General features: G+C 72.8%; 17 protein-coding genes and 1 pseudogene. 11 read left to right on the plus strand and 7 right to left on the minus strand.

Features of this window, described 5'->3' with window-relative positions:
* The first annotated feature begins 61 nt into the window (after positions 1–61).
* Positions 62–856 carry an SDR family NAD(P)-dependent oxidoreductase gene (locus ACGFYV_RS06545; protein WP_393877232.1) on the plus strand — a complete coding sequence of 265 codons (795 nt, stop codon included), beginning with the start codon at positions 62–64 and terminating at the stop codon, positions 854–856.
* A gap of 116 nt (positions 857–972) precedes the next feature.
* Here ACGFYV_RS06545 and ACGFYV_RS06550 read toward each other — a convergent pair whose 3' ends face one another.
* Complete coding sequence (locus tag ACGFYV_RS06550; RefSeq protein ID WP_393877233.1) at positions 973–3375, minus strand: zinc-dependent metalloprotease; 2403 nt, start codon at positions 3373–3375, stop codon at positions 973–975.
* 54 nt (positions 3376–3429) lie between these two features.
* Here ACGFYV_RS06550 and ACGFYV_RS06555 point away from each other — a divergent pair, with 54 nt between their 5' ends.
* The 3 genes from ACGFYV_RS06555 to ACGFYV_RS06565 all read left to right on the plus strand — a co-directional run bounded on the left by ACGFYV_RS06555 (position 3430) and on the right by ACGFYV_RS06565 (position 6418).
* Complete coding sequence (locus tag ACGFYV_RS06555; protein ID WP_393877234.1) at positions 3430–4932, plus strand: metallophosphoesterase family protein; 1503 nt, start codon at positions 3430–3432, stop codon at positions 4930–4932.
* A gap of 179 nt (positions 4933–5111) precedes the next feature.
* Complete coding sequence (locus ACGFYV_RS06560) at positions 5112–6140, plus strand: LLM class flavin-dependent oxidoreductase (protein ID WP_393877235.1); 1029 nt, start codon at positions 5112–5114, stop codon at positions 6138–6140.
* 92 nt (positions 6141–6232) lie between these two features.
* Positions 6233–6418, plus strand: a complete 186-nt coding sequence (locus tag ACGFYV_RS06565; RefSeq protein ID WP_393877236.1) for a hypothetical protein — start codon at positions 6233–6235, stop codon at positions 6416–6418.
* An 83-nt stretch (positions 6419–6501) separates the two neighbouring features.
* On the opposite strand, the gene ACGFYV_RS06570 is transcribed toward ACGFYV_RS06565, so the two are convergent.
* The gene (locus ACGFYV_RS06570) at positions 6502–7476 is read right to left on the minus strand and encodes a TauD/TfdA dioxygenase family protein (protein WP_393877237.1); all 975 of its coding nucleotides are present in this window, start codon (positions 7474–7476) and stop codon (positions 6502–6504) included.
* 269 nt (positions 7477–7745) lie between these two features.
* Here ACGFYV_RS06570 and ACGFYV_RS06575 point away from each other — a divergent pair, with 269 nt between their 5' ends.
* The 4 genes and pseudogenes from ACGFYV_RS06575 to ACGFYV_RS06590 all read left to right on the plus strand — a co-directional run bounded on the left by ACGFYV_RS06575 (position 7746) and on the right by ACGFYV_RS06590 (position 12459).
* The gene (locus ACGFYV_RS06575) at positions 7746–9155 is read left to right on the plus strand and encodes an extracellular solute-binding protein (protein WP_393877238.1); all 1410 of its coding nucleotides are present in this window, start codon (positions 7746–7748) and stop codon (positions 9153–9155) included.
* On the plus strand, positions 9152–10102 hold the full coding sequence (locus ACGFYV_RS06580; protein WP_393877239.1) for a carbohydrate ABC transporter permease: 951 nt from the start codon (positions 9152–9154) through the stop codon (positions 10100–10102). The genes ACGFYV_RS06575 and ACGFYV_RS06580 overlap by 4 nt, the downstream gene beginning before the upstream one ends.
* A 14-nt stretch (positions 10103–10116) precedes the next feature.
* A complete protein-coding gene (locus ACGFYV_RS06585) occupies positions 10117–10971 on the plus strand; it encodes a carbohydrate ABC transporter permease (protein WP_393877240.1) in 855 nt (284 codons plus the stop codon).
* Positions 10968–12459, plus strand: a pseudogene (locus tag ACGFYV_RS06590) (GH32 C-terminal domain-containing protein). Before ACGFYV_RS06585 ends, ACGFYV_RS06590 begins: the two are co-directional and overlap by 4 nt.
* Here the strand turns inward: ACGFYV_RS06590 and ACGFYV_RS06595 are convergent.
* Positions 12413–13486, minus strand: a complete 1074-nt coding sequence (locus ACGFYV_RS06595; protein ID WP_393877241.1) for a LacI family DNA-binding transcriptional regulator — start codon at positions 13484–13486, stop codon at positions 12413–12415. The pseudogene ACGFYV_RS06590 and the gene ACGFYV_RS06595 sit on opposite strands and share 47 nt — an antisense overlap.
* A gap of 282 nt (positions 13487–13768) precedes the next feature.
* On the opposite strand from ACGFYV_RS06595, the gene ACGFYV_RS06600 reads away from it, so the two are divergent.
* Positions 13769–14203, plus strand: coding sequence for a cupin domain-containing protein (locus ACGFYV_RS06600; protein ID WP_393877242.1), 435 nt, complete (start codon positions 13769–13771; stop codon positions 14201–14203).
* Positions 14204–14274: 71 nt separating this feature from the next.
* Here ACGFYV_RS06600 and ACGFYV_RS06605 read toward each other — a convergent pair whose 3' ends face one another.
* From ACGFYV_RS06605 to ACGFYV_RS06620, 4 genes are all read right to left on the minus strand, one after another.
* Positions 14275–16641: a SpoIIE family protein phosphatase gene (locus ACGFYV_RS06605; RefSeq protein ID WP_393877243.1), complete on the minus strand. Its 2367-nt coding sequence runs from the start codon at positions 16639–16641 to the stop codon at positions 14275–14277.
* A 77-nt stretch (positions 16642–16718) separates the two neighbouring features.
* On the minus strand, positions 16719–17186 hold the full coding sequence (locus ACGFYV_RS06610) for a peroxiredoxin (RefSeq protein ID WP_393877244.1): 468 nt from the start codon (positions 17184–17186) through the stop codon (positions 16719–16721).
* Positions 17183–17575 (minus strand): hypothetical protein, encoded by a 393-nt coding sequence (locus ACGFYV_RS06615; protein WP_393877245.1) that lies wholly within the window; start codon positions 17573–17575, stop codon positions 17183–17185. The genes ACGFYV_RS06610 and ACGFYV_RS06615 overlap by 4 nt, the downstream gene beginning before the upstream one ends.
* A 168-nt stretch (positions 17576–17743) precedes the next feature.
* Complete coding sequence (locus ACGFYV_RS06620) at positions 17744–18319, minus strand: MarR family winged helix-turn-helix transcriptional regulator (RefSeq protein WP_393877246.1); 576 nt, start codon at positions 18317–18319, stop codon at positions 17744–17746.
* A 305-nt stretch (positions 18320–18624) separates the two neighbouring features.
* Here ACGFYV_RS06620 and ACGFYV_RS06625 point away from each other — a divergent pair, with 305 nt between their 5' ends.
* Together ACGFYV_RS06625 and ACGFYV_RS06630 are read left to right on the plus strand one after the other, a co-directional pair.
* Complete coding sequence (locus tag ACGFYV_RS06625; protein WP_393877247.1) at positions 18625–19164, plus strand: SH3 domain-containing protein; 540 nt, start codon at positions 18625–18627, stop codon at positions 19162–19164.
* 219 nt (positions 19165–19383) lie between these two features.
* The gene (locus ACGFYV_RS06630; RefSeq protein WP_393877248.1) at positions 19384–20193 is read left to right on the plus strand and encodes an XRE family transcriptional regulator; all 810 of its coding nucleotides are present in this window, start codon (positions 19384–19386) and stop codon (positions 20191–20193) included.
* Positions 20194–20254: the final 61 nt, after the last annotated feature.

A 20254-nucleotide genomic window follows, 5' to 3' on the forward strand; every position in this document is an offset into this window, starting at 1 on the left:
CTAATCTCGGTATATCCGTTGATCGATCCGACGAGTTGATCGACCAGACCAAGGGAGTGCCATGGATCTCCAGCTCAAGGACAAGGTCGTCGTCGTGACCGGGGCGAGCAAGGGCATCGGGCTCGCCCTCGCCGACGCGTTCGCCCGGGAAGGCGCGCACGTCGTCGCCGGCAGCCGGAGCATCACTCCCGAGCTCGAAGCCCTCCAGAAGAACCACGGCGTCACCGCGGTCCCGGTCGACCTGTCCACCGAGGACGGGCCCGACATGCTGGTCCGGAGCGCGGTGGGCCAGTACGGCAGGGTCGACGTCCTGGTCAACAATCTGGGCAGCGCGACGGCCCGTCCCAGCTTCCTGGACATCGACGACGGCGAGTGGCAGCGGGTCTTCAACCTGACCCTGTTCAGCGCGGTCCGGGCGAGCCGCGCGGTCCTGCCGCACCTGCTGGAAGCGGGCGGGGGTGCCATCGTCAACATCAGCTCCATCAACGCGCGGCTCCCCTTCCCCACGGTCGTGGACTACTCGGCGGCCAAGGCCGGTCTGACCAGCCTGACCAAGTCGCTGTCCGAGGAGTTCGCACCGCGCGGCATCCGGGTCAACGCGATCGCCCCCGGACCGGTCCGCACCCCGTTCTGGACCGCGCCGGGCGGCTTCGCCGACGCGACGGCCGCCCAGTCCGGCACCACCGCGCAGGAGGCCATGGACGTGATCGTCCCGCAGAGCATGGGCATCTCCACCGGCCGGGTCACCGAAGCGCACGAGGTCGCCGACCTGACGCTCTTCCTCGCCTCGCCGCTCGCCGGGAACATCACAGGCGCGGAGTTCACCATCGACGGCGGGCAGGTCAAGGCGCTGTGAGCGGCTGAGACGCCTGCCGCCGACGGGGCTTCGCCTGCCCGGCCACGCACCCGGACGCGTCACCCTCCACGAGGGGCGCACGGGCGCCCTCCGCGTCGGCGACGTGCGAGGGGTCGTCAGTTCGGCTCGCCCGGCGGCACCCGGGGCAGCGGGTCGAGGCGGACCGAGCGCGGGTCGGTGAGGTACGCCTCGATCGTCTCGGCCGCCGCCCGCTCCTCCGCGTCCCAGACACGCAGCCGTGCGGTGAACCCCCGCAGGGCCGCGCGGAGGGTGGCCCGGACCGGCGCGTGCAGGCCGGAGCCGTCGAGGACGGTGAGCAGGTGGTTGAGGACGGTCCAGCCGGCGGTCCTCACCACGGCCACGCCGCCGGGCACCTCGGCGGATCCGGTGTCGCCGTCGCCGGGCCACGTCGAGGTGAGGAGCGCCTCCGCCACGTCCCGGACTCCCGGCATCGCGGGCTCCACGGCGTGCTGCCAGGCCACGCGGTTGAGCCGGGCGGGGTCGAGGAGTTCGGCGGTGACGAGGGTGGCGGCGGTCCGTACGGCCTCGAAGGGGTCGGGGAGCCGTCCGGCGCGGGTGTCGAAGGACTGTTCGGTGCGGTCGTGGCGGATGGCGGGTGGGGTGAGGGTGTCCAACACCTGCTGGGGCAGCGCCAGTTGGTCGGGACGCAGTAGTTCCGCCAGTCGGCGCAGGGCCGTGTGCTGGGTTTCCGGGTCGACGGGGCGACCGCCCGGGTCGACGGGGCTGCCGCCCGGGTCGACGGGGCTGCCGCCCGGGTTTGGGGTGCCGTCCCCGGCCTGTGCGTAGGCGTACCGGACACCGCCGACGAGCCGGGCCACGGCAGTGACCTCGTGGCGGTGCAGCAGGTGCAGCAGGACCGCCCGTTCCTCCAGCTCGCCGGTCTGCCGGCCCGGGGGCAGGACTGCGCGTGAGAAGCCCGCGAGGGCGATGCGGCGCACGCGCAGCATGTCCTCCAGCGCCCGCAGCGCCTCGCCTCCGGTCACCCAGGGGACGCCGTCCGGGTGAGCGGCCGCCGTTCCCTGCGCGTCCTCGTCGCTGACGTGGACCAGGCCGGCTTCAGCTGCGGCACGGCGCAGGTCGGCCAACTCGCGTTCCTCGTCGGTGAAATGGCCGTAGGCGTGGGCGACGAGGAAGTGGTCCCAGGGACCGAGGCCCGTGGCGTAGGCGTGGGAGAGGTCGAGTTCGCCGGTGTCCGTGACGGTGACGCGGGCGTGCGGGTAGTCCATCACGGAGGGCGCCGGGTGCCGTGTACTGGCGAAGTTGTGCATGAAGCCGAGGGCGTGGCCGATCTCGTGCGCGGCGAGCAGCCGGAGCCGGGCCAGCACCAACTCCTGTACGTCGGCGAGGCGTCGGGCCTCGTCGGGGCGGCCGTAGGGGGCGAGCAGGGCTTCGCCGAGCGCGCGGACCTGTGCGACACGCTGGGAGCCGAGCCGTACCCGGGCGTGCAGGATCTCTCCGGTGCGGGGGTCGGTCAGCCCCTGCCCGAAGGACCAGCCGCGACCCGAACGGTGCACCCACACCACGCCGTTGACCCCCGGGTCGTGGGGGTCGAAGCCGTCGTCGGCGGTCTCGACGCGGTAGGCGTCGGGCAGGCCGGCCCCGGCGAAGGCCTCCCGCCACCAGTTGCCGCCCTCGACGACCGCCGAACGGAAGGGTTCCGGAACGGCGGGGTCGACGCGGAAGACGATGGGGGCGCCGCCGGGCTCGGCCCGGAACCGGGGCTGGACCCAGACCTGGGCGCCGGCGTCGCCCACCCGTGCGTGGTCGGTGTGGCCCACCCGTGCGTGGTCGGTGTGGCCGACGCCGTAGCCGCCCGAGGCGGGGTGGTAACGGCGGGCGGGCAGCGGTGACGTGGGCAGGCGCAGGAGCACGAGGTGCTGGACGACGGTCACCGTGCGGGGGTCGGCGGCGACCGCCCGCAGCGCCGCGCCGCGACCGGGTCCGCGGAAGGTGAGCAGCGCCGGCAGACGGGCGGCGGCCGGTCCGGTGCGGCTTTGCGCGACGAGCGGGAGGCTCGCGGAAGCGTCGACGGCGTACTCGCCCTGCCCCTCGTCCTCCAAGTGTTCGGCTACATGGTCGTGGTCGTACAGCACGAGACCCGTGGCGTCGACCACGACGTCGCCCCGCTCCTCCCGCAGGACCGGGCCGTTCCACAGCACCGACACGGCGAAGGACTCCTCCACCGCCCGCACGGCGGCCGGGTCGCCGCCGGTCAGGAAGCGCTTGTCGCGGGCGACCAGGAGGACCCGGTTGCCGGCCCGGCGGAACTCCGCGAGCCGGGTCTTGCCGCCCCGCCCCCGGTCCAGCCGCAGTTCGCTGGAGCCGACACCCTGGGACAGGGAGACGGTGAGCAGGAACGGCTCGCCGAAGTGACGGATGCCCAACAGCAGCCGGTCCGCGCCCGGTTCGGGGTCGGGCACGAGGGCGATGAAGTCGGGTGCGGTGGTGTCGTCGCCGGTCATACGGGCCTCTCGGTCGGGCGGGTCGGGATCTGGCATCGTGTCAGGACCCGGCCTCCCCCGCGTGATCGACTCGTTGTTACCGTGCACCGCGTGTCTGAATCCTCACGCGATACCGCGCAGGGTGCCGGCTGGGGTTCGGCCGAACCCGGCGCCTACAAGCAGCTCATGCCGGACCACGTCGAGAAGTTGTCGTGGCTGAACCCGAGAACTCTGTGGGCGGCCCGCAACGGCGTGCTGGCGTCGTGGTTCGGCGACCCGACCGGCGGCACCCGCAGCCGCTGGGTGGCCCGGCGGGCGGAGGCCGGGGCGCCCGCCGACAAGGTGATCCGGCGGGAGGTCCCGGACCGGTTCTCCTTCATGGTCATCGGCGACACCGGTGAGGGCGACGACTCCCAGTACTGCGTCGTACCAGGCTTCCTGACGGCGGCTCAGGACACGGACTTCGCGGTGATCGCGAGCGACGTGATCTACCCCGTGGGCAGCACGGACGACTACGGCACCAAGTTCTTCCAGCCGTACCAGGACTACCCGGCCCCCATGTACGCGATACCCGGCAACCACGACTGGTACGAGGACCTCGGCGCGTTCATGCGCGTCTTCTGCGCCGACACCCCGCCGCTCGACCCCGAGCCGGCCCCCCGGCCGCTCACCCGCGCCTGGTGGCGCACCCTGCTGTGGCGCGGGCCGCGCCCGGCGGACGAGCAACGGTTCGCCGACGCGCGGAAGTTGCGCTCCCTGCCGGGACAGGAGGCCGAACAGCCCGGCCCGTACTGGGCGATCGACGCGGGGCCCGTGCGGCTCGTCGGGATCGACACCGGGCTGCTGGGCACCGTCGACGCCGAACAGGGCGCGTGGCTGCGGGAGGTGTCCCGGGGGCCGAAGCCGAAGATCCTGATCTCCGGCTCGCCGCTGTACGTGGACGGCGAGTACCACCCGTGCGCGATCCACGGCGGCGGCACCGTCGACGACGTCGTCCGCGACCCGGACAACCACTACGTGGCCGCGATCGGCGGTGACATCCACAACTACCAGCGGTATCCGGTCGACGTGGACGGCCGCACCGTCCAGTACGTGGTCTCGGGCGGTGGCGGCGCGTTCATGCACGCCACGCACACCATCCCCCGGATCTCCGTCGCGGACGTCACCGAGCGGGACTTCCGCTGCTACCCGCTGCGCGGCGACTCGCTGGCCTTCTACAGCCGCCTGTACGCCCGCCGCCTGGGCCTGCGCCGCCTGCTCGCCCTGACCGAGTCCGAGGCGACGGCCGTGATCGCCCAGTACCTCGGTATCGAGCCGGGCCGCTCCCCCGGTCCGGACGTCCGGGTGACCCGGCGCATGCGGCTGGCCGCGACCCTGCTCGGCGCCGGCGGCGACCCGGACCGCACCTCCCGGGTCCGGCTCCCCGTGCGCAAGCTGTACACCAAGCTGTTCTCCCCCGGCTCGGCCACCTACAGCCCGCCGTTCTTCAAGTCCTTCCTGCGGCTGGACGTCAGCCCCGACGCGGTGCGCCTGCGCTGCTTCGCCGCGACCGGCAACCGGCCGCAGGAACTGGATCCTCCGGTGGAGGACGAGATCATCATCCCGCTCACGTGATCACACAGTTGTCACAACCGGCTGCCAGAATCGGTGGCGGACCCACGTACGACGGCCGTACGACCTCCGCACGACGGCCGTACGACCACGACCGCACGACCGCCGCACGACGACCGTGCGACCGTACGACGGCGGGTCACGACCGCTGAACACCCGCTGATCGACCGCTGGAGGAGCCCGTGCCGACCTCTCCCCGCCCACTGCGCCAGCTGGGCTTCCTCACGATCGGCCTGTTCGACGCGGCCGATCCGGGCCGGGGCCACGAGTCCACGCTGGAGATCATCGAGTTGGGCGAGCGGCTGGGCTTCGACAGCGCCTGGCTGCGCCACCGGCACCTGCAGTACGGCATCTCGTCGCCGGTCGCGGTGCTGGCGGCGGCCTCCCAGCGCACCCGGCGCATCCACCTGGGCACGGCGGTGACCCCGCTCGGCTGGGAGAACCCGCTGCGCCTGGCCGAGGACCTGGCGACCGTCGACATCCTGTCCGGGGGCCGCCTGAACCCGGGCGTCAGCGCGGGCCCGCCGATGCACTACGACCGGGTGAAGCAGGCGCTCCACCCAGGCACGGCCGACGCGGAGGACTTCGGCTACGAACGGGTGCGGCGGCTGCTGGACCTGGTGCGCGGCGAGCCGGCCAGTGACTTCAGCGGGACGGAGGGCTTCGAGGTGTTCTCGAACGTGGTGCAGCCGCAGTCCCCCGGGCTCGGCCGGCGGATGTGGTACGGCGGGGGCAGCCTCGGCTCGGCGCGCTGGGCGGGCGAACACGGTATGAACTTCCTGACCAGCAGCGTCGTCAAGGCCGAGAACCCCGACGGACCACTCGACTTCGCCGAGATCCAGTTGTCCCACATCCGCGCGTTCCGCGCCCACCACCCCGACGGCGAGGCCGCCCGCGTCTCACAGGGCCTGGTCGTGATCCCCACCGACTCCGCGAGCCCTGAGCAGCGGGCCATGTACGAGGCCTACGCCGCCCGGCGCCTGCCCCGGACGACCGCCCCGCAGGGCCCCGCCCGGCTGCTGTTCGCGCCCGACCTGGTCGGCACGTCCGACGAGATCGCGGAACGACTGCACGCGCACGTCGCGTTCCGCGAGGTCGACGAGGTGGCGTTCGCGCTGCCCTTCACCTTCGAGCACGAGGACTACGTCCAGATCCTGACGGACATGGCGACGAAGCTGGGCCCGGCTCTGGGGTGGCGGCCGACAGGCTGACGCCGGGGGCCGCCGGGACCTTGCTCCGGGCCATGCGGTGGGTGATGCTGTCGACGCCCGTGGGGAGCGGGCACGGACGGGGGAATGAAATCATGAGTGAACAGCCGATGAGCGACCGCGAGATGTGGGCGAGCCTCGCCGGGCTCGCGGGCATGATCGCCTTCGCGGTGTCGATCTTCATCGGCACACCGCTGTGGCTGACGCTTCCGGCGCTGGTGGTGCCGCTCGTGACCATCCCCTTGGTCTGGATCGAGCAGAAGAAGCGGGGATATCGCTAAGCGGTCATCGGGGCCGGGCGGTCGCTGTCGTACGACGGGCGGTCGCTGTCGTACGACCGCCCGGATCCGGTCACCAGCAACGGTCACCAGCGGCCCGGCTCCGTGCCGACGAGTGCCTCGGACGGCCTGCCGTCGACGCCCACCGGCACGTCCCCCGCGAGCATCACCCGGTGCATGACCCGGGGGAAGTCCAGATGGGCGTTGTCGCCGGGGGCCAGGTGGATGGTGGCCCGGTTGTCCCAGAAGGCGACGCTGCCGGGCTCCCAGCGGAAGCGGACCGTGTACTCGGGTCGTACGGCCTGTTCCAGCAGCATCTCCAGCAGGGCCGCGCTCTCCGGGCGGGAGACCTCGCTGATCTGCTCCAGGTAGTAGCCGTTGACGAACAGCACCCGCTCGCCGGTCTCCGGGTGCACCCGTACCAGCGGGTGGACGGAGGCGACCTGGTGGTCCAGGAGGTGGCGCAGGTAGGCGTCGTCGCCGGGCCGGGGCTGGTAGCCGACGCCGAGGCGGTGCTCGGCGCGCAGCCCGTCCACGAAGGCGCGGACCGGCGCCGACAGCCCGGCGTACGCGGCGGCGAGGTTCGCCCAGGTGGTGTCCCCGCCGTAGGGCGGGACGGTCTCGGCGCGCAGGACGGTCGCGGCCGGCGGGTCGATCCGGGCGCCGTGGTCGCAGTGCCAGCCGCGCAGCAGGGTGTGCCGGCGCCGGCGCAGCCACTCCTCGTGCTCCATGCCGAACCGTCCGCCCAGTTCCAGCCGGTCCGCGGTGGTCTCCACCTCGGGGAAGCCGGCGGGTGAGGCGCTGCCCCGGCGGCCGAGGACGACAGGTTCGCCGAAGCGGCGGGCGAAGGCGACGTGCGCGGCGTGGTCCAGGCGCTGCCCCCGGAAGAACACCACCTTCCAGCGCAGTACCGCCTGCCTGATCAGCGCGACCACGGCGTCCCCGAGTGGTGCGGCGAGGTCGACGCCGGTGATCTCGGCACCGATGTGCCCGGCGACCGGTCTCACCTCCACGCCCTCGACACGCTCCGTCCGATCCGCCGTGGCCCTGTGGGTCGTCATCCGCGCTCCGATGCTCGTGGGTCGTGGGTCGTGGGTCGTTCTTGTGCTCGTGCTGGTGCTGGTCCTCGTTCTCGTTCGTTCTCGTGCTCGTCGGTACCGGCTCCCTCCGACCGATCGTGACACCCCGGCCCCTCGCAGGGCGAACTTCTCGACCTTCCTCACCCTCCTAACTCGTTAAAGGTCACGTGTTCCAGCATCTTGACACAGGCCTGGCCCGCTTCTCGGACTCTGGGCATCACACCTCAACTAACACGAGTTAGGCACGTTGGATGACCGACTCGCACCTCTCCCGCCGCGCGCTGCTGCGGTACGGCGCCTACAGCGCGGGGGCCGCCGCGCTGGCCGGCACCGCCGCGAGCTGGGACCGGCTCACCGGGAGCGACATCCCTGGCCGCGACGACGGCTCCCTCGTCGTCGCGACCCTGGGCTCCGCGTTCTCACCGGACGCCGTCCGCGGCCTCCTCGACGGCTTCCGCACGCTGCACCCCGGCATCAAGGTCCGGGTCAACCCGGTCCAGGCCGTCGACTGGTCGGACTTCTTCGCGAAGATCCTCACCCAGATCGCCGCGGGCACCGCACCCGACCTCGTCTACGTGGCCACCGAGGGCGTGCAGTTGTTCGCGCGCGACCTCGGCGTGCCGCTGGACCGCTGGGTGAAGCGGGACGCGGCGGAGCTGAAGGAGTACTTCGCCGACGTCCACCCCTCGCTGGTGGAGTCGATGATGTACGAGGGGAGCCTGTACCAGCTGCCGGTGGAGTTCAACGCGGCCGACATGTACCTCAACACGCAGGTGCTGAAGCGGGCCCGCGCCGACTTCCCGGCGGACGACTGGACCCGCGACGACTTCACCGCGCTGCTGCGCCGCATGAAGAAGGCGAGCGACTCGCACTTCACGCCCTACTTCTGGACCAACCGGCTGTGGGGCGGGGTGGTGCCCTGGCCGTTCGCGAACGGCACCAACCTGCTGGCCGAGTCGAAGGCGCCCGGCGGCGGGTGGCTGTGGGACTCCTTCTACCCGGCCGGGCAGCGGCGCGGGCGCGGCGGCGGCTTCCGCTGGACGACCCCGCAGGCCACCACCGACCGCGTGGAGGAGGTGTACGACTACCTCGCCTCCCTGATCCAGGACGGCCTGTGCACCCGCCCCGAGGGCGGCAACGGCTCCAATCTGGTCGGCGTGTTCTCCACCGGCCGGGTCGGGGTCACGCCCGCCGGCGGCTTCTGGGCGGGCGGTCTGCACCAGGCCGGCGTGCGCGCCGACGGGTTCGACGTGCGGTACTTCCCCCGCTGGCGCACCCGGCGCCACCAGTTCGGCGCCGCGGGCTACGCACTGCTGCGCACGTCGAAGAAGCGGGACGAGGCCTGGGAGTTCATCAAGTACTCGGCCCGCGTCGACACCCTGACCCGCCTGTTCGCGACGAACCAGACGACCCCGGCCCGCCGCTCGATGCTGACCGGGGCCCGCTACGAGCAGAGCGGCCCGGCGCACTGGCGGGTCTTCTACGACACCCTCGACTCGTTTCCCGGCACCGGGCCCATCCCTGCGCCGCCGCAGGTGGCCGAGGTGACGCAGGTGCTGCTCAAGCACACCGGGACGGCGCTGGCGGGCCCGCGCTCGGTCGGGCCCGCGCTGCGTCGGATGCAGGGCGATCTGGAGAAGGCCATGGAGCGTGACGTATGACGAACATCCGGATGGCCGGCCTGCGGACGCGGGCGGCGGCCCCGGCCGCCGCGACGGCCCGGCGCTCGGCGCGCGAGCGGGGGACGCGGCTGCTGGCCGCGCTGTTCCTCGCGCCCACGGTGATGGGCATCGTGGTCTTCACGGTCGTGCCGATCGCCGGCTCGGTGGTACTGAGCCTCTTCCACTGGAACGTGATCGACCCGCCGGGTTTCGCCGGAACGGCCAACTACCGTGAGGCGTTCACGGATTCGACCGTGCTGGTCTCCTTCCGCAACACGCTCGTCTTCATGGTGTTCGCGGTCGCCGCGCAACTGCTGATCGCCCTGGCGCTCGCGCTCACCCTGCACGGGCGGATGCCGGCGTGGCTGCGCTCGGTGTTCCGCTCGGCGTTCTTCTTCCCGCTGGTGCTGTCCGCCGTGTCCATCTCGGTCGTGATGAAGTACCTGTTCAACCAGGACTTCGGCGTGGTCAACTGGCTGATCGGCCTGGTCGGGATCTCCCCCGTGCCCTGGCTGACCTCGGAGCGGGGCGCGACGGCCACGGTGGTCCTCGTCTACGTGTGGCAGCAGTTCGGCTTCTCGTTCCTGCTGTTCGTGGGCGGGCTGAACAACATCCCGAAGGAGATCCACGAGGCCGCCGCCCTGGACGGCGCGACCGGTCTGCGCAAGCACCTGGCCGTCACCCTGCCGCTGCTGTCGCCGACGCTGCTGGTCGCCTCGGTGGTCGGCATCATCAACGCGCTCCAGGTCTTCGAGCAGCCGTACGTCCTCACCGACAGCGGCCCCGGCGACTCGACCCGCACCGTCGTGATGGTCATCTACGAGAAGGCGTTCGAGCAGCTGCGGTTCGGTGAGGCGTCCGCGGTGGGCGTGCTGCTGTTCGTGCTGATCATGGCGGTGACCGCCCTCCAGTTCCGGCTCAGCCGGCGTTTCGTCCACTACCAGTGAGCCGGGTGAGTCCCATGAGTCGAGCAACCCTGTCCCCCAGCCGCGCCCGGTACGCGATCGGGCCGTGGGCGCGGATCGCCGGACTGACCGTGTGCGCGCTGCTGACCCTCGGCCCGGTCGTCTGGACCGCCTCCACCTCGCTGCGCACTCCGGCGGACTCCTTCGACCTGCCGTCGCGGATCGTTCCGGCCCATGCCACCACGGCCGCCTATCGCGGCGTGTTCGAGCAGATCGACGTGTGGCTGCTGGCGCTCAACTCGACACTCGTGACCGGCCTGATCGCGGTCGGGCAGATGATCACGGCGGGTCTCGCGCGGTACGCCTTCGCCCGGCTGGAGTTCCGTTTCAAGAAGCCGCTGTTCGGGCTGGTCCTCACGACCATGATGGTCCCCTTGCAGGTCACGATCGTCCCGGTGTTCCTCGTCCTCAAGTCGATGGGTCTGACGGACACGCTGCTGGGGCTGATCGTTCCGGCGTTCCCGACCGCGTTCGGCACGTTCCTGATGCGGCAGTACTTCCTCGGCATGCCGAAGGACCTGGGCGAGGCGGCCATGCTGGACGGCGCCGGACCCTGGCGGATCTTCCGTTCCGTCTACGCCCCGCTGGCGGCCCCCGGTCTGGCGATCGTCGGCGTGCTGGCCTTCAACTACCACTGGAACGAGTTCTTCCGCCCGCTGATCCTGGAGACCTCCGGCCAGAATCACACGCTGCCGCTGGGGCTGGTCTCCCTCCAGGGCGATCTCGGCACCGGCTCCATCTCGGTGGTCCTCGCCGGTGTGGTCCTCTCGATGATCCCCGCCCTCGCCGTGTTCGTCGTCGGCCAGCGCCCTCTGCGCGAGGGCATCACCTCCGCAGGAGTCAACCGTTGAGCGTCCCCGCTCCCACCCCGGACCCCACCGCCCCCCGCTTCCGGGTCCGGCCCCCCGCCAACTGGATCAACGACCCCAACGGTCCCTTCCGTTGGCACGGCCGCCACCACCTCTTCTACCAGTACAACCCGGACGCGCCGGTGCACACGAACGTCCACTGGGGACACGTCTCCAGCACCGACCTGGCCCACTGGGAACACCACCCTGTCGCGCTCGCGCCGACACCCGGCGGCCCCGACGAGGCCGGCTGCTGGTCGGGCTGCGTCGTGGACGACGCGGGCATACCGACCGCCGTGTACACGGGGGTCGACCACGCCCACACCGGTCTCGGGACCATCTGCCTGGCCCGCGCCGCCGACCCCGAGGACGACCGGCTCGTGCACTGACGTCCCCTGACCACGCCCGTCGTCGCGGCGCCGCCCGCCGGGCTCGACGTGGTGATGTTCCGCGACCCCTTCGTCTTCCGGCACGCCGGCCGGCGCTGGGCCCTGGTCGGCGCCGGCCACGCCGACGGCACGCCGTCGGTCCTTCTGTACGACTGCGACGAGCTGACCCAGTGGCGGTTCGCCGGCGTGCTGCTGGACGGCCAGGACCCGGTGGCCGCCGACGCGTTCGGCGACAAGGCGGTCGGCTGGGAGTGCCCGCAACTGGCCGGGACGCCCAGTGGCGAGCACATACTCGTCGTGTCCCTCTGGGACGGAAAGCCGTGCGGCACCGGCTATCTGACGGGCCGTCTGGAGCCGGACGGAAAGGGCGGGTTGCGTCTGTCCCCTCGCTCCGGCGGCCGGCTCGACCACGGCCGGGACTTCTACGCCCCGGCGATCCTGCGGGAGCCGGACCGCGCGCTGATGTGGGGCTGGTCCTGGGAGGCGCGCGACCCGTCGGCGGTGCTGGAGGCCGGCTGGGCCGGGGGTGCTCACCGCGCCCCGGGTCGTCGGCCTCCACCCGGACGGATCCTTGCGGGTCACCCCGGCCCCGGAGCTGGAACTCCTGCGCGCCGCCGAGCCGTTCGTCCGCGCGCCGGGCCGGGTGCCGGGCCGGGTGCCGCTTCCGGTGTCGTACGACCTGACCGTGACCGCGCGCCACGCGACGACGATCACCCTGCTGCACGCGGCGGACCGGGCGCTCACGGTCCGGCTGGACCCGGCGGCGGGGACGGTGGTGCCGGACCGCAGCGGCTGGCCGCGCGAGGGCACGGCAGTCGGGGGCGGGGTGGTCGGGGGCGCGGTCGAGGGTTCCGCGCCGATCGCGGTGAGCGTGCCGTCCGGCCCGTGCCTCACGGTCCGTGTGCTCGTGGACGGCTCGCTGCTCGAACTCTTCGCCGAGGACCGGGTGATGGTGACCGAGCGGGTGTACCGGGGGCTCGGGGACGTCGCCGAGTTGGTGGTGGACGGGGAGGCCGACGTCAGCGGGTGGGAGCAGGTCCCTGCGGTACAGGTCCCTACGGCGCAGATCCCGGCGGGGCGGGTGCCACCGAGGCTCGGGTGACCACCGGGCAGGCCAGGCGCCGGACCGTGGCGGGCGGGGTGCGCCCGGTGTCGATGGCGTCCAGGAGCAGCCGGGCCGCCGCCTCGCCCATCGCCCGGTGCGGCAGCGCGATGGTGGTGAGCGCCGGGGTGAGGTAGGCGGCCATGTGCTCCTGGTCGTCGTAGCCGACCACCGACAGCTCGGCCGGTACGGCGATGCCGAGCCGGGTCGCGGCGTGCAGGACGCCCGCCGCGACCCGGTCGTTGTAGCAGAAGACGCCGGTGGGGCGGCGGTGCGGGTCGGCGCCGTCGAGCAGGCGGGCGGCACCCTCGTAGCCGCCGGTGATCTCGCCGCCGGTGCGTACGACCCACTCCTTGGGCAGGGTGACACCCTCGGCGCGCAGCGCGTCCCGGAAGCCGCGCAGCCGTTCGGCGGACGCGATGTCGTCCGACCCGCCGACCAGCGCGATCCTGCGGTGCCCCGCGTCCAGCAGCAGCCGGGCAGCCGTGCGCCCGCCCGCCCGCTCGGCCGGGATCACGGCGGGCAGCGAGCCGTCCTCGGGGACGCAGTTGGCCAGCACGGAGAGCGTGCGGTGCAGCCCCTCGGGGACGCGGACCCGGCGCAGGGACATCGCGGCGTAGATGATGCCGTCGACGCGCCGGTCGAGGAGTTCCGCGACTGCCGCGTCCTCCTTGGCCGGGTCGCCGCCCGAGTCCACGGTCAGCACCAGGTGGTCGCTGCCCCAGGCGGTCTCCATGGCGCCGCGCAGCAGCCGGCCGGCGAACGGGGACGAGGCGATCTCGTCGGTGACCAGCCCGATCACGGCCGTACGGCGGCTGCGCAGGCCGCGGGCCACGGGGTCGGGACGGTAGCCGAGCTGGGTGGCGGCCTGGCGGATGCGTTCCTGGGTGGCGGGCGAGAGGTTGCCCTCGGCGCGACCGTTGAACACGAACGAGACGGCCGTGTGCGAGACCCCGGCGAGCCGGGCGACGTCCCGTGAGGTGGGGCGTCCGCCGCCCACGGTGTTCCTGTCCGTGCCTGCGCTCATGCCGACCGCTGTCCTCGTCCCCGCCCGTCCGGTTGATCACTGCTCACCCTATCCGCGTGGCCGCGCGGGCGACAGCGACGACCGGTCGCCATGGCCGGTGGCGCGTGGTCACCGTGGCCGATGGCGCGTGGTCACCGTGGCCGATGGCGAGACGACCGCCATGGCCGGTGCTGAGAGGTCGGCGGCGCCCGCCGGATTGCGTCGTTCCGGCCCCAACTACCGTGCCAGGCGCATATGTTCACGGCGGCAGTCGATCTCCGCCCGTGCCCCTGGAGGCTTCCCATGCGCACCGTGCTCCGTACCGCGATCGCCGGGGCGGTGTCCGCCGGCACCCTGCTGACCTGCGGCACCGCCCATGCCACCCCCGCCGGACCCGGGGTCACCGCCCGGCTGATCAGCCAGAGGACCGTCGGCGGCACGGACTACGTCGTCCGGGAGATCACGATCCCGCCGGGCCAGAGCACCGGCTGGCACTACCACGACGGCCCCCTCTACGGGTACGTCCGCCAGGGCACCCTCACCCACTTCCACTCCGACTGCACGCAGGACGCCCTCTACCGCGCCGGGCAGTCCCTGCACGAGCCGAGCGGACCGGGCGAGGTCCACCTGGGCGCGAACCTCGGGGACACGCCGCTGGTCCTCGACGTGCTGTATGTGCTGCCGCACGGCGCGCCGTTCGCCGAGTCGGTTCCGAACCCGGGTTGCGGCTTCGAATAGGACCGGACGGGACCGGACAGCACAGGGCAAAATGGGACATAACTGCATAGGACCGGTCAGGGCAGGACCGGTCAGGTGTCGGGCAGCGGCTGTTCCGCCCAGATCGTCTTGCCGCTGCCCGTCTGCCGGCTGCCCCAGCGCTGGGTGAGCTGGGCGACCAGCAGCAGTCCGCGACCGCCCTCGTCGTAGGCGTGGGCCCGGCGCAGGTGCGGCGAGGTGGAACTGGCGTCGGAGACCTCGCAGATGAGTGCGCGGTCGCGGATCAGGCGCAACTGGACGGGTGGTTCGCCGTAGCGGATCGCGTTGGTGACGAGTTCGCTGACGACGAGTTCGGTGACGAAGGCGGCCTCCTCAAGGCCCCAGACGGCGAGTTGATCGGTGGCCGCCTGCCGGAAGTGGGCCACCTGGGCGGGGTCGGGCGGCACGTCCCAGGTGGCCACGCGGTCGGCGCCGAGGGCGCGGGTGCGGGCCAGCAGCAGGGCGACGTCGTCGCCGGGCTGTTCGGGAAGGACGGCCTTGAGGATGGTGTCGGCGAGCGCGTCCAGGGAGTCGTGGCGGGCGTCGATCGCGCGGCACAGTTCGTCGCCGGCGTTGTCGACCTCCCGGTCGCGGCCCTCCAGCAGGCCGTCGGTGTAGAGGGCGACGACGGACCCTTCGGGCAGTTCCAGGTCCATGGCCTCGAAGGGCAGCCCGCCGACGCCGAGAGGTGGTCCCGCGGCCATGGCCACGAACTCGGCGACGCCGCCGGGCAGCACCAGGGCGGGGACGGGGTGGCCTGCGGCGGCGAGGGTGAGGTGCCGGGAGACGGGGTCGTAGACGGCGTACAGGCAGGTGGCGCCGAGTTCGGCCACCTCGTCGCCGCTGTCCTCCTCACCGGCCAGATGGGTGACGAGGTCGTCGAGGTGGGTGAGGAGTTCGTCGGGCGGCAGGTCGACGTCGGCGAGGGTGCGTACGGCCGTGCGGAGCCGGCCCATGGTGGCCGAGGACTGGATGCCGTGGCCCACCACGTCGCCGACGACGAGGGCCACCCGGCTGCCGGACAGCGGGATCACGTCGAACCAGTCGCCGCCGATGCCGGCCTGCGACCGGCACGGCAGATACCGGTGGACGACGTCGACGGCGGCCTGTCCGGGCAGTCCCCTCGGCAGGAGGCTGTGCTGGAGGGCGTGGGCGGTGCTGCGCTCACGGGCGAAGCGGCGGGCGTTGTCGATGCAGACGGCGGCGCGGCTGCCGAGTTCCTCGGCGAAGACGGCGTCGTCGGGGGCGTAGCGGTCCGGGTGGGCCTTGCGGGCGCAGACGGCGACGCCGAGCGTGGTGCCGCGGGCGCGGAGCGGGATCGCGATCAGGGAGTGGACGCCCTGGCGGTAGGCGCGGCCCTCGGGGGATCGCTGGTTGCGTTCGTCGATCCAGGTGTCGAAATCGGCGTCGCCGACGTGGCTGAGGACCACGCCGCCCTCGCGCAGCGCGCGCTCCGGCGCCGAGGGGGGCTCGTAGACGTGTGTCTCGCCCAGGGCCATGGCGACTCCCGGGTCGCCCTCCCGTGTGGAGCCGTGGGCGACGCGCCGCAGGTCACCGCGGTGTGGTTCCGTCTCCCACTCGTCCTCTCCGAGAACCCAGTCGAGGAGGTCGACGGCCGCGAAGTCGGCGTACTGGGGGACGAGGAGGCCGACGAGTTCCTCGGCGGTGCGTACGACGTCCAGGGTGGTGCCGATCCTGGTGGCGGCCTCGTTCAGCAGGGTGAGGCGGCGCCGGGCCCAGTACTGCTCGCTGCTGTCGAACGCGGCCAGGGCGACGGCGGTGAGCCGACCCGTGCCGTCGCGCAGGGGCCACATCTCGATGCTCCAGGCGTGGTCCTGCCCCAGGTCGGGGGCGCCGGTGAAGCTCTCGTAGCGCAGGGGCCGCCCGGTCTCGGCGACCTGGCGCAGATGGTCGAGGAAGCCCTTGGTGTGCGGGGACTCCTCGACGGACTCGATGAGGTGGCGGCCGAGCAGCGCCTCTTCGGGCCGGCCCAGGATCTGGCCGCCGACCTCGTTGACGCGCAGGTAGTTCTGCCGGACGTCGAAGACGGACATGCACATGGACGCCTGCTGGAAGGCGTCGGCGGCCAGGGCGGTGCCGGGCGGCAGTGGCGGCCCGGCGGTCACCGCGTATCCGGCCGGTTCGCCGTCGGGGCCGAGGAGGGGGCAGGCGGTCAGGGACAGCTCGATCGGGTGGCCGTCGCGGTGGCGCAGGGCGACGGCGCCCGAGCGCACGGCGAGGGCGGCGGCACCGGTGGGCGTGGCGAGGGCGGCGGTCGGCACGTCCCCGGCGAGCAGGTCGGTCGCCGGCCGGCCGACGACGTCCCGCGCCGTGTGGCCCGTGAGCTGGTGCGCGCCCTCGCTCCACCCGCTCACCCTGCCGTGGGCATCGATGATCGCCGCGGCCGCGACATGCTCCATATGCTCAAGGATGATCCGATTGCTCCGGAGCATCAAGCAGAGAGACTCCGCGGCGGCGGACGTGTTCGGGGCCGGTCTCAGCCCTTGGCGGTGCGCACGGCGGCCAGTGCCCGGTCGGCGTGGGTGTTCATGCGCAGTTCGCTGCGGACGATCTCGAGGACCGTGCGGTCCTGCCCGATCACGAAGGTGGCCCGTTTGGTGGGCGCGAGCGAGAAGCCCCGCTTGACGCCGAACCGCTCGCGGACCGTACCGTCGGCGTCGGAGAGCAGGGGCATGCCGAGGGTGTGCCGGCCGGAGAACTCCTGCTGCCGTTCGACGCTGTCACCGCTGATCCCGACGGGCCGGGCGCCGGCCTCGGCGAATTCCGCGGCGAGGTCGCGGAAGTGGCAGGCCTCGGCGGTGCAGCCGGGGGTGAGGGCCGCCGGGTAGAAGAACAGCACCACGGGCCCGTCGGCGAGCAGGTCGGTGAGGCGTCGCACGGTGCCGGTCTCGTCGGGCAGCGCGAAGTCCTCGATCTTGTCGCCGATCTCGATGCGCGCGCTCATGCCCCGGCCTCCCCACCGCGGGCGGCACCGCTGGCGACGCTGCGGGCCCAGAGCACGAGGGGCAGCTGGAGGGGCAGCCGGGCCCGGGCCGCGGTGCGCTGCGGCGCGGGCCGGTTCCGCCAGTCGACGGCCGTCTTCACGTTGGCCGGGAAGACCCCGACGAAGAAGGCCGCGGCGGCCTGTGCGGCGGCCGGACGGGTCCGGCGGGCGGCGATGCCGGCCGCGAGGGCCAGCTCCACGGCCCCGCTGCCGTACGTCCACGCCCGGGGTGATCCCGGCAGGATCCGGGGAATCGTGGCGTCGAACTGCCGTGGGGCGACGAAGTGGGCGACGCCGGCGGTGGCCAGCAGGCCGGCTAGCAGCAGGGGTGAGCGATCGGACCGGGGCACGGTTCCTCCTCTGGTGACCTGCCGCCGGATATTACCCCTGGGTAGAGGACGGGCGGACGCGGTCCCCTGTCAGGAGCACCGAGCGCTGGTGAGCACGCGCCCTGAATCCCCCTGAATCCCTGTGAATCCCCGTGAATCCCTGTGACCAGGCGTCCCGTTCGCCGGTGATCAGGCGTCCGGAGTTCCCGTGATCACGTGTCCAGGGTGTCGACGATCAGGCCCGTCGCCACCGAGCGGGGTCTGCGCGTCGTGGCCGGCTTCGGCCAGGGCCGCGTAGGCGACGAAGTCGTCGACCATGCGGTGGAACAGCCCGGCCAGCTCCGAAAGCTCGTCGGGGCGCCAGTCGGCGAGGGCGAGCTGCATGTGGCGGGTGCCTGCGTCCCGGATCCGGGCGACGGCCTCCCGGCCGGCGTCGGTGAGCCGGATGCGCTGGGCCCGCCGGTCGTCGGGGTCGGGGACGCGGCTCACGTACCCGCTGCGTTCCAGCTGCTGCACGGTCCGTGTCACATGGGAGGCCTCGACGCCCAGCCGCTGCGCCAGCTCTCCCGGCCGCTGCGGTTCGCAGTCGGCGGCCTGGCGGAGCAGCGCCACCGCGGCGCGGTCCAGCGGTACGCCGGCCCTCGCCATGAGGCGCTCGTGCTGCCGGGCCCGGGAGCCGAGGTAGGTGATCCGGGTCAGCGCGCGCTCGATCTCGGTCACCTCGGGGGAGGCGGCGGGGAGGTCGGGCAGCGGTTCCGTGGGCATACCCGCCACTTTAGTCTCTCGTTGCGTTACTCAAGTAAGTCGGCGGCGGTACGACCGCGGGAGGCCGCCCCCTGGAGGCCACCGACCGGGATCCCCGAGGTCCGGAACTGTACTCACCCGGCCGGCCGGGCACTGGGACGCCCGCGCCTTTCACCAGGTGATCCGAGGGGCGGGAGGTGGTGGCCGTCCCCGGGACGTCCCGGGCGTCCCGGGGGACGCGGGGACGGCATTGCGGCGGCCTGTCACGGCAAGCCTGGCCTCGTGATCACGGCTCGTGGTCACGAGAACGACAGCCGGAGGCTTCCATGATCCGACGGACTCTCAAGCGTGGCCTGCTGGCCGCGGTCGCGGTGTTCGCAATCCTGCCCACGGTGGCCGGCGCCACCCCGGCGAGCGCGGCGGCCCCGCGTCCCGCACCCGACCTCTCGGTCCAGCACCTCGCGCAGCTCGTCCTGCCGGCCCAGCGCGCGGCCCACCTCTTCCAGCACCGCCCGGCGCTCGCCCAGCACCGCGCCCATCACGCGAGGCGCCACGCGCGGCACGTCCTGCGCCACCACGCACGCCGTACGCACCACGTCGTCGTACGGCGGGCCTCGTACCACCGGCGCGCTCTGCCGGCGCTCGGCCGGGTCGCCACGCACCGGACCCGGCTGAACGTCCGCTACGGTCCGGGCACCGGCTACCGCGTGGTCGGTCACCGGCACGCGGGGCGTCTGGTCCGCGTGACCTGCAAGACGTACGGCTCCCGGGTGTTCGGCAACCACGTCTGGTACCGGCTCCCGCAGCACCGGGGGTACGTCTCCGCCCACTACGTGCGCACCGGGCGCGCCGTCCCCTGGTGCTGACGACCGCCTAACGACGGTGCTGACGACCGCCGTTCGTCGTACGACCTGACCGCCGAGGCCTGTTCGGGAGTCCCGTGCTCCCGAACAGGCCTTCGGCATGTCCCCTTGCCTCACCGGCCTCCTACCCCACCGGACGTTGCACGGGCCGATCAGCCGGGAAGACATTGCGACATCAGGGGCCAAAACGCCCATAGCGGAATGGGAGTCGAGGGACGCACGATGCGGCATCCCCAAGAACCGGCCACGCCGGACGAGCCGCTGGACGAGCCACTGGTGGTGAGGCTGCGCGAACTGAAGGACCGTACAGGCCTGAGCCTGGTGGCGCTGGCCGCCCGCACGCCGTACAGCAAGTCAGCCTGGCACCGCTATCTGACGGGGACCCAGCGACCGCCCCGCCCGGCCGTGGAAGCGCTCAGCCGGCTCGCCGGCACCGATCCCGCCGCCGTACTCGCGCTGTGGGAGGCCGCCGAGGAGCCGCCCGCCACAGGTCGCCCTGATCAGGCGCATCAGGCGGATCAGGTGGATCAGGCGGATCCGCCGGATCAGGAGGCGCACAGGGGCCGCGGCTGGGCACGGTGGCTGCCGTTGCCGGCGCTGGCGCTGCTCGGCGTGGCCGCCGCCGTCACACTGCCGGACCGGGGCGGCGCGCCCGCGGCGCAGACGCTGTCCACGGCCCCGCGCTGTCACGGACGGTCCTGCCAGGGCCAGTTGCCCGACGCCTCGGTCTGCGCCCGCGACGCCCAGACCAGAAGCTCGGTCACCGGGCGCTCCTACGCCGTCCTGCTGCGCTACTCCCCCGCCTGCGGCACGGCCTGGTCGGAGGTGCGGACGCGTTCCCCGCGCAGGCGGGAGGTGTCCGTGCGGGCGGGACAGGACGTCCTGTCGGCCGGCTATCCGGCGGACGACTCGACGCGGAACGCCAGCCCGATGCTCGCCGTCGGCTCCCCCCGCGGAGTGGAGGCATGCGCCGAAATGGACGGCCAACTGGCCTGCACGGGCCTGGACGTGGAGGCGGACGACCCTGGATGAGACGTCGGACGCGCACTCACCGTCCGTATCACCGTCGGCACCACCCTCCGTATCACCGTCG

The organism is Streptomyces sp. NPDC048297, assembly GCF_043201585.1.
Taxonomy (GTDB): Bacteria; Actinomycetota; Actinomycetes; order Streptomycetales; family Streptomycetaceae; genus Streptomyces.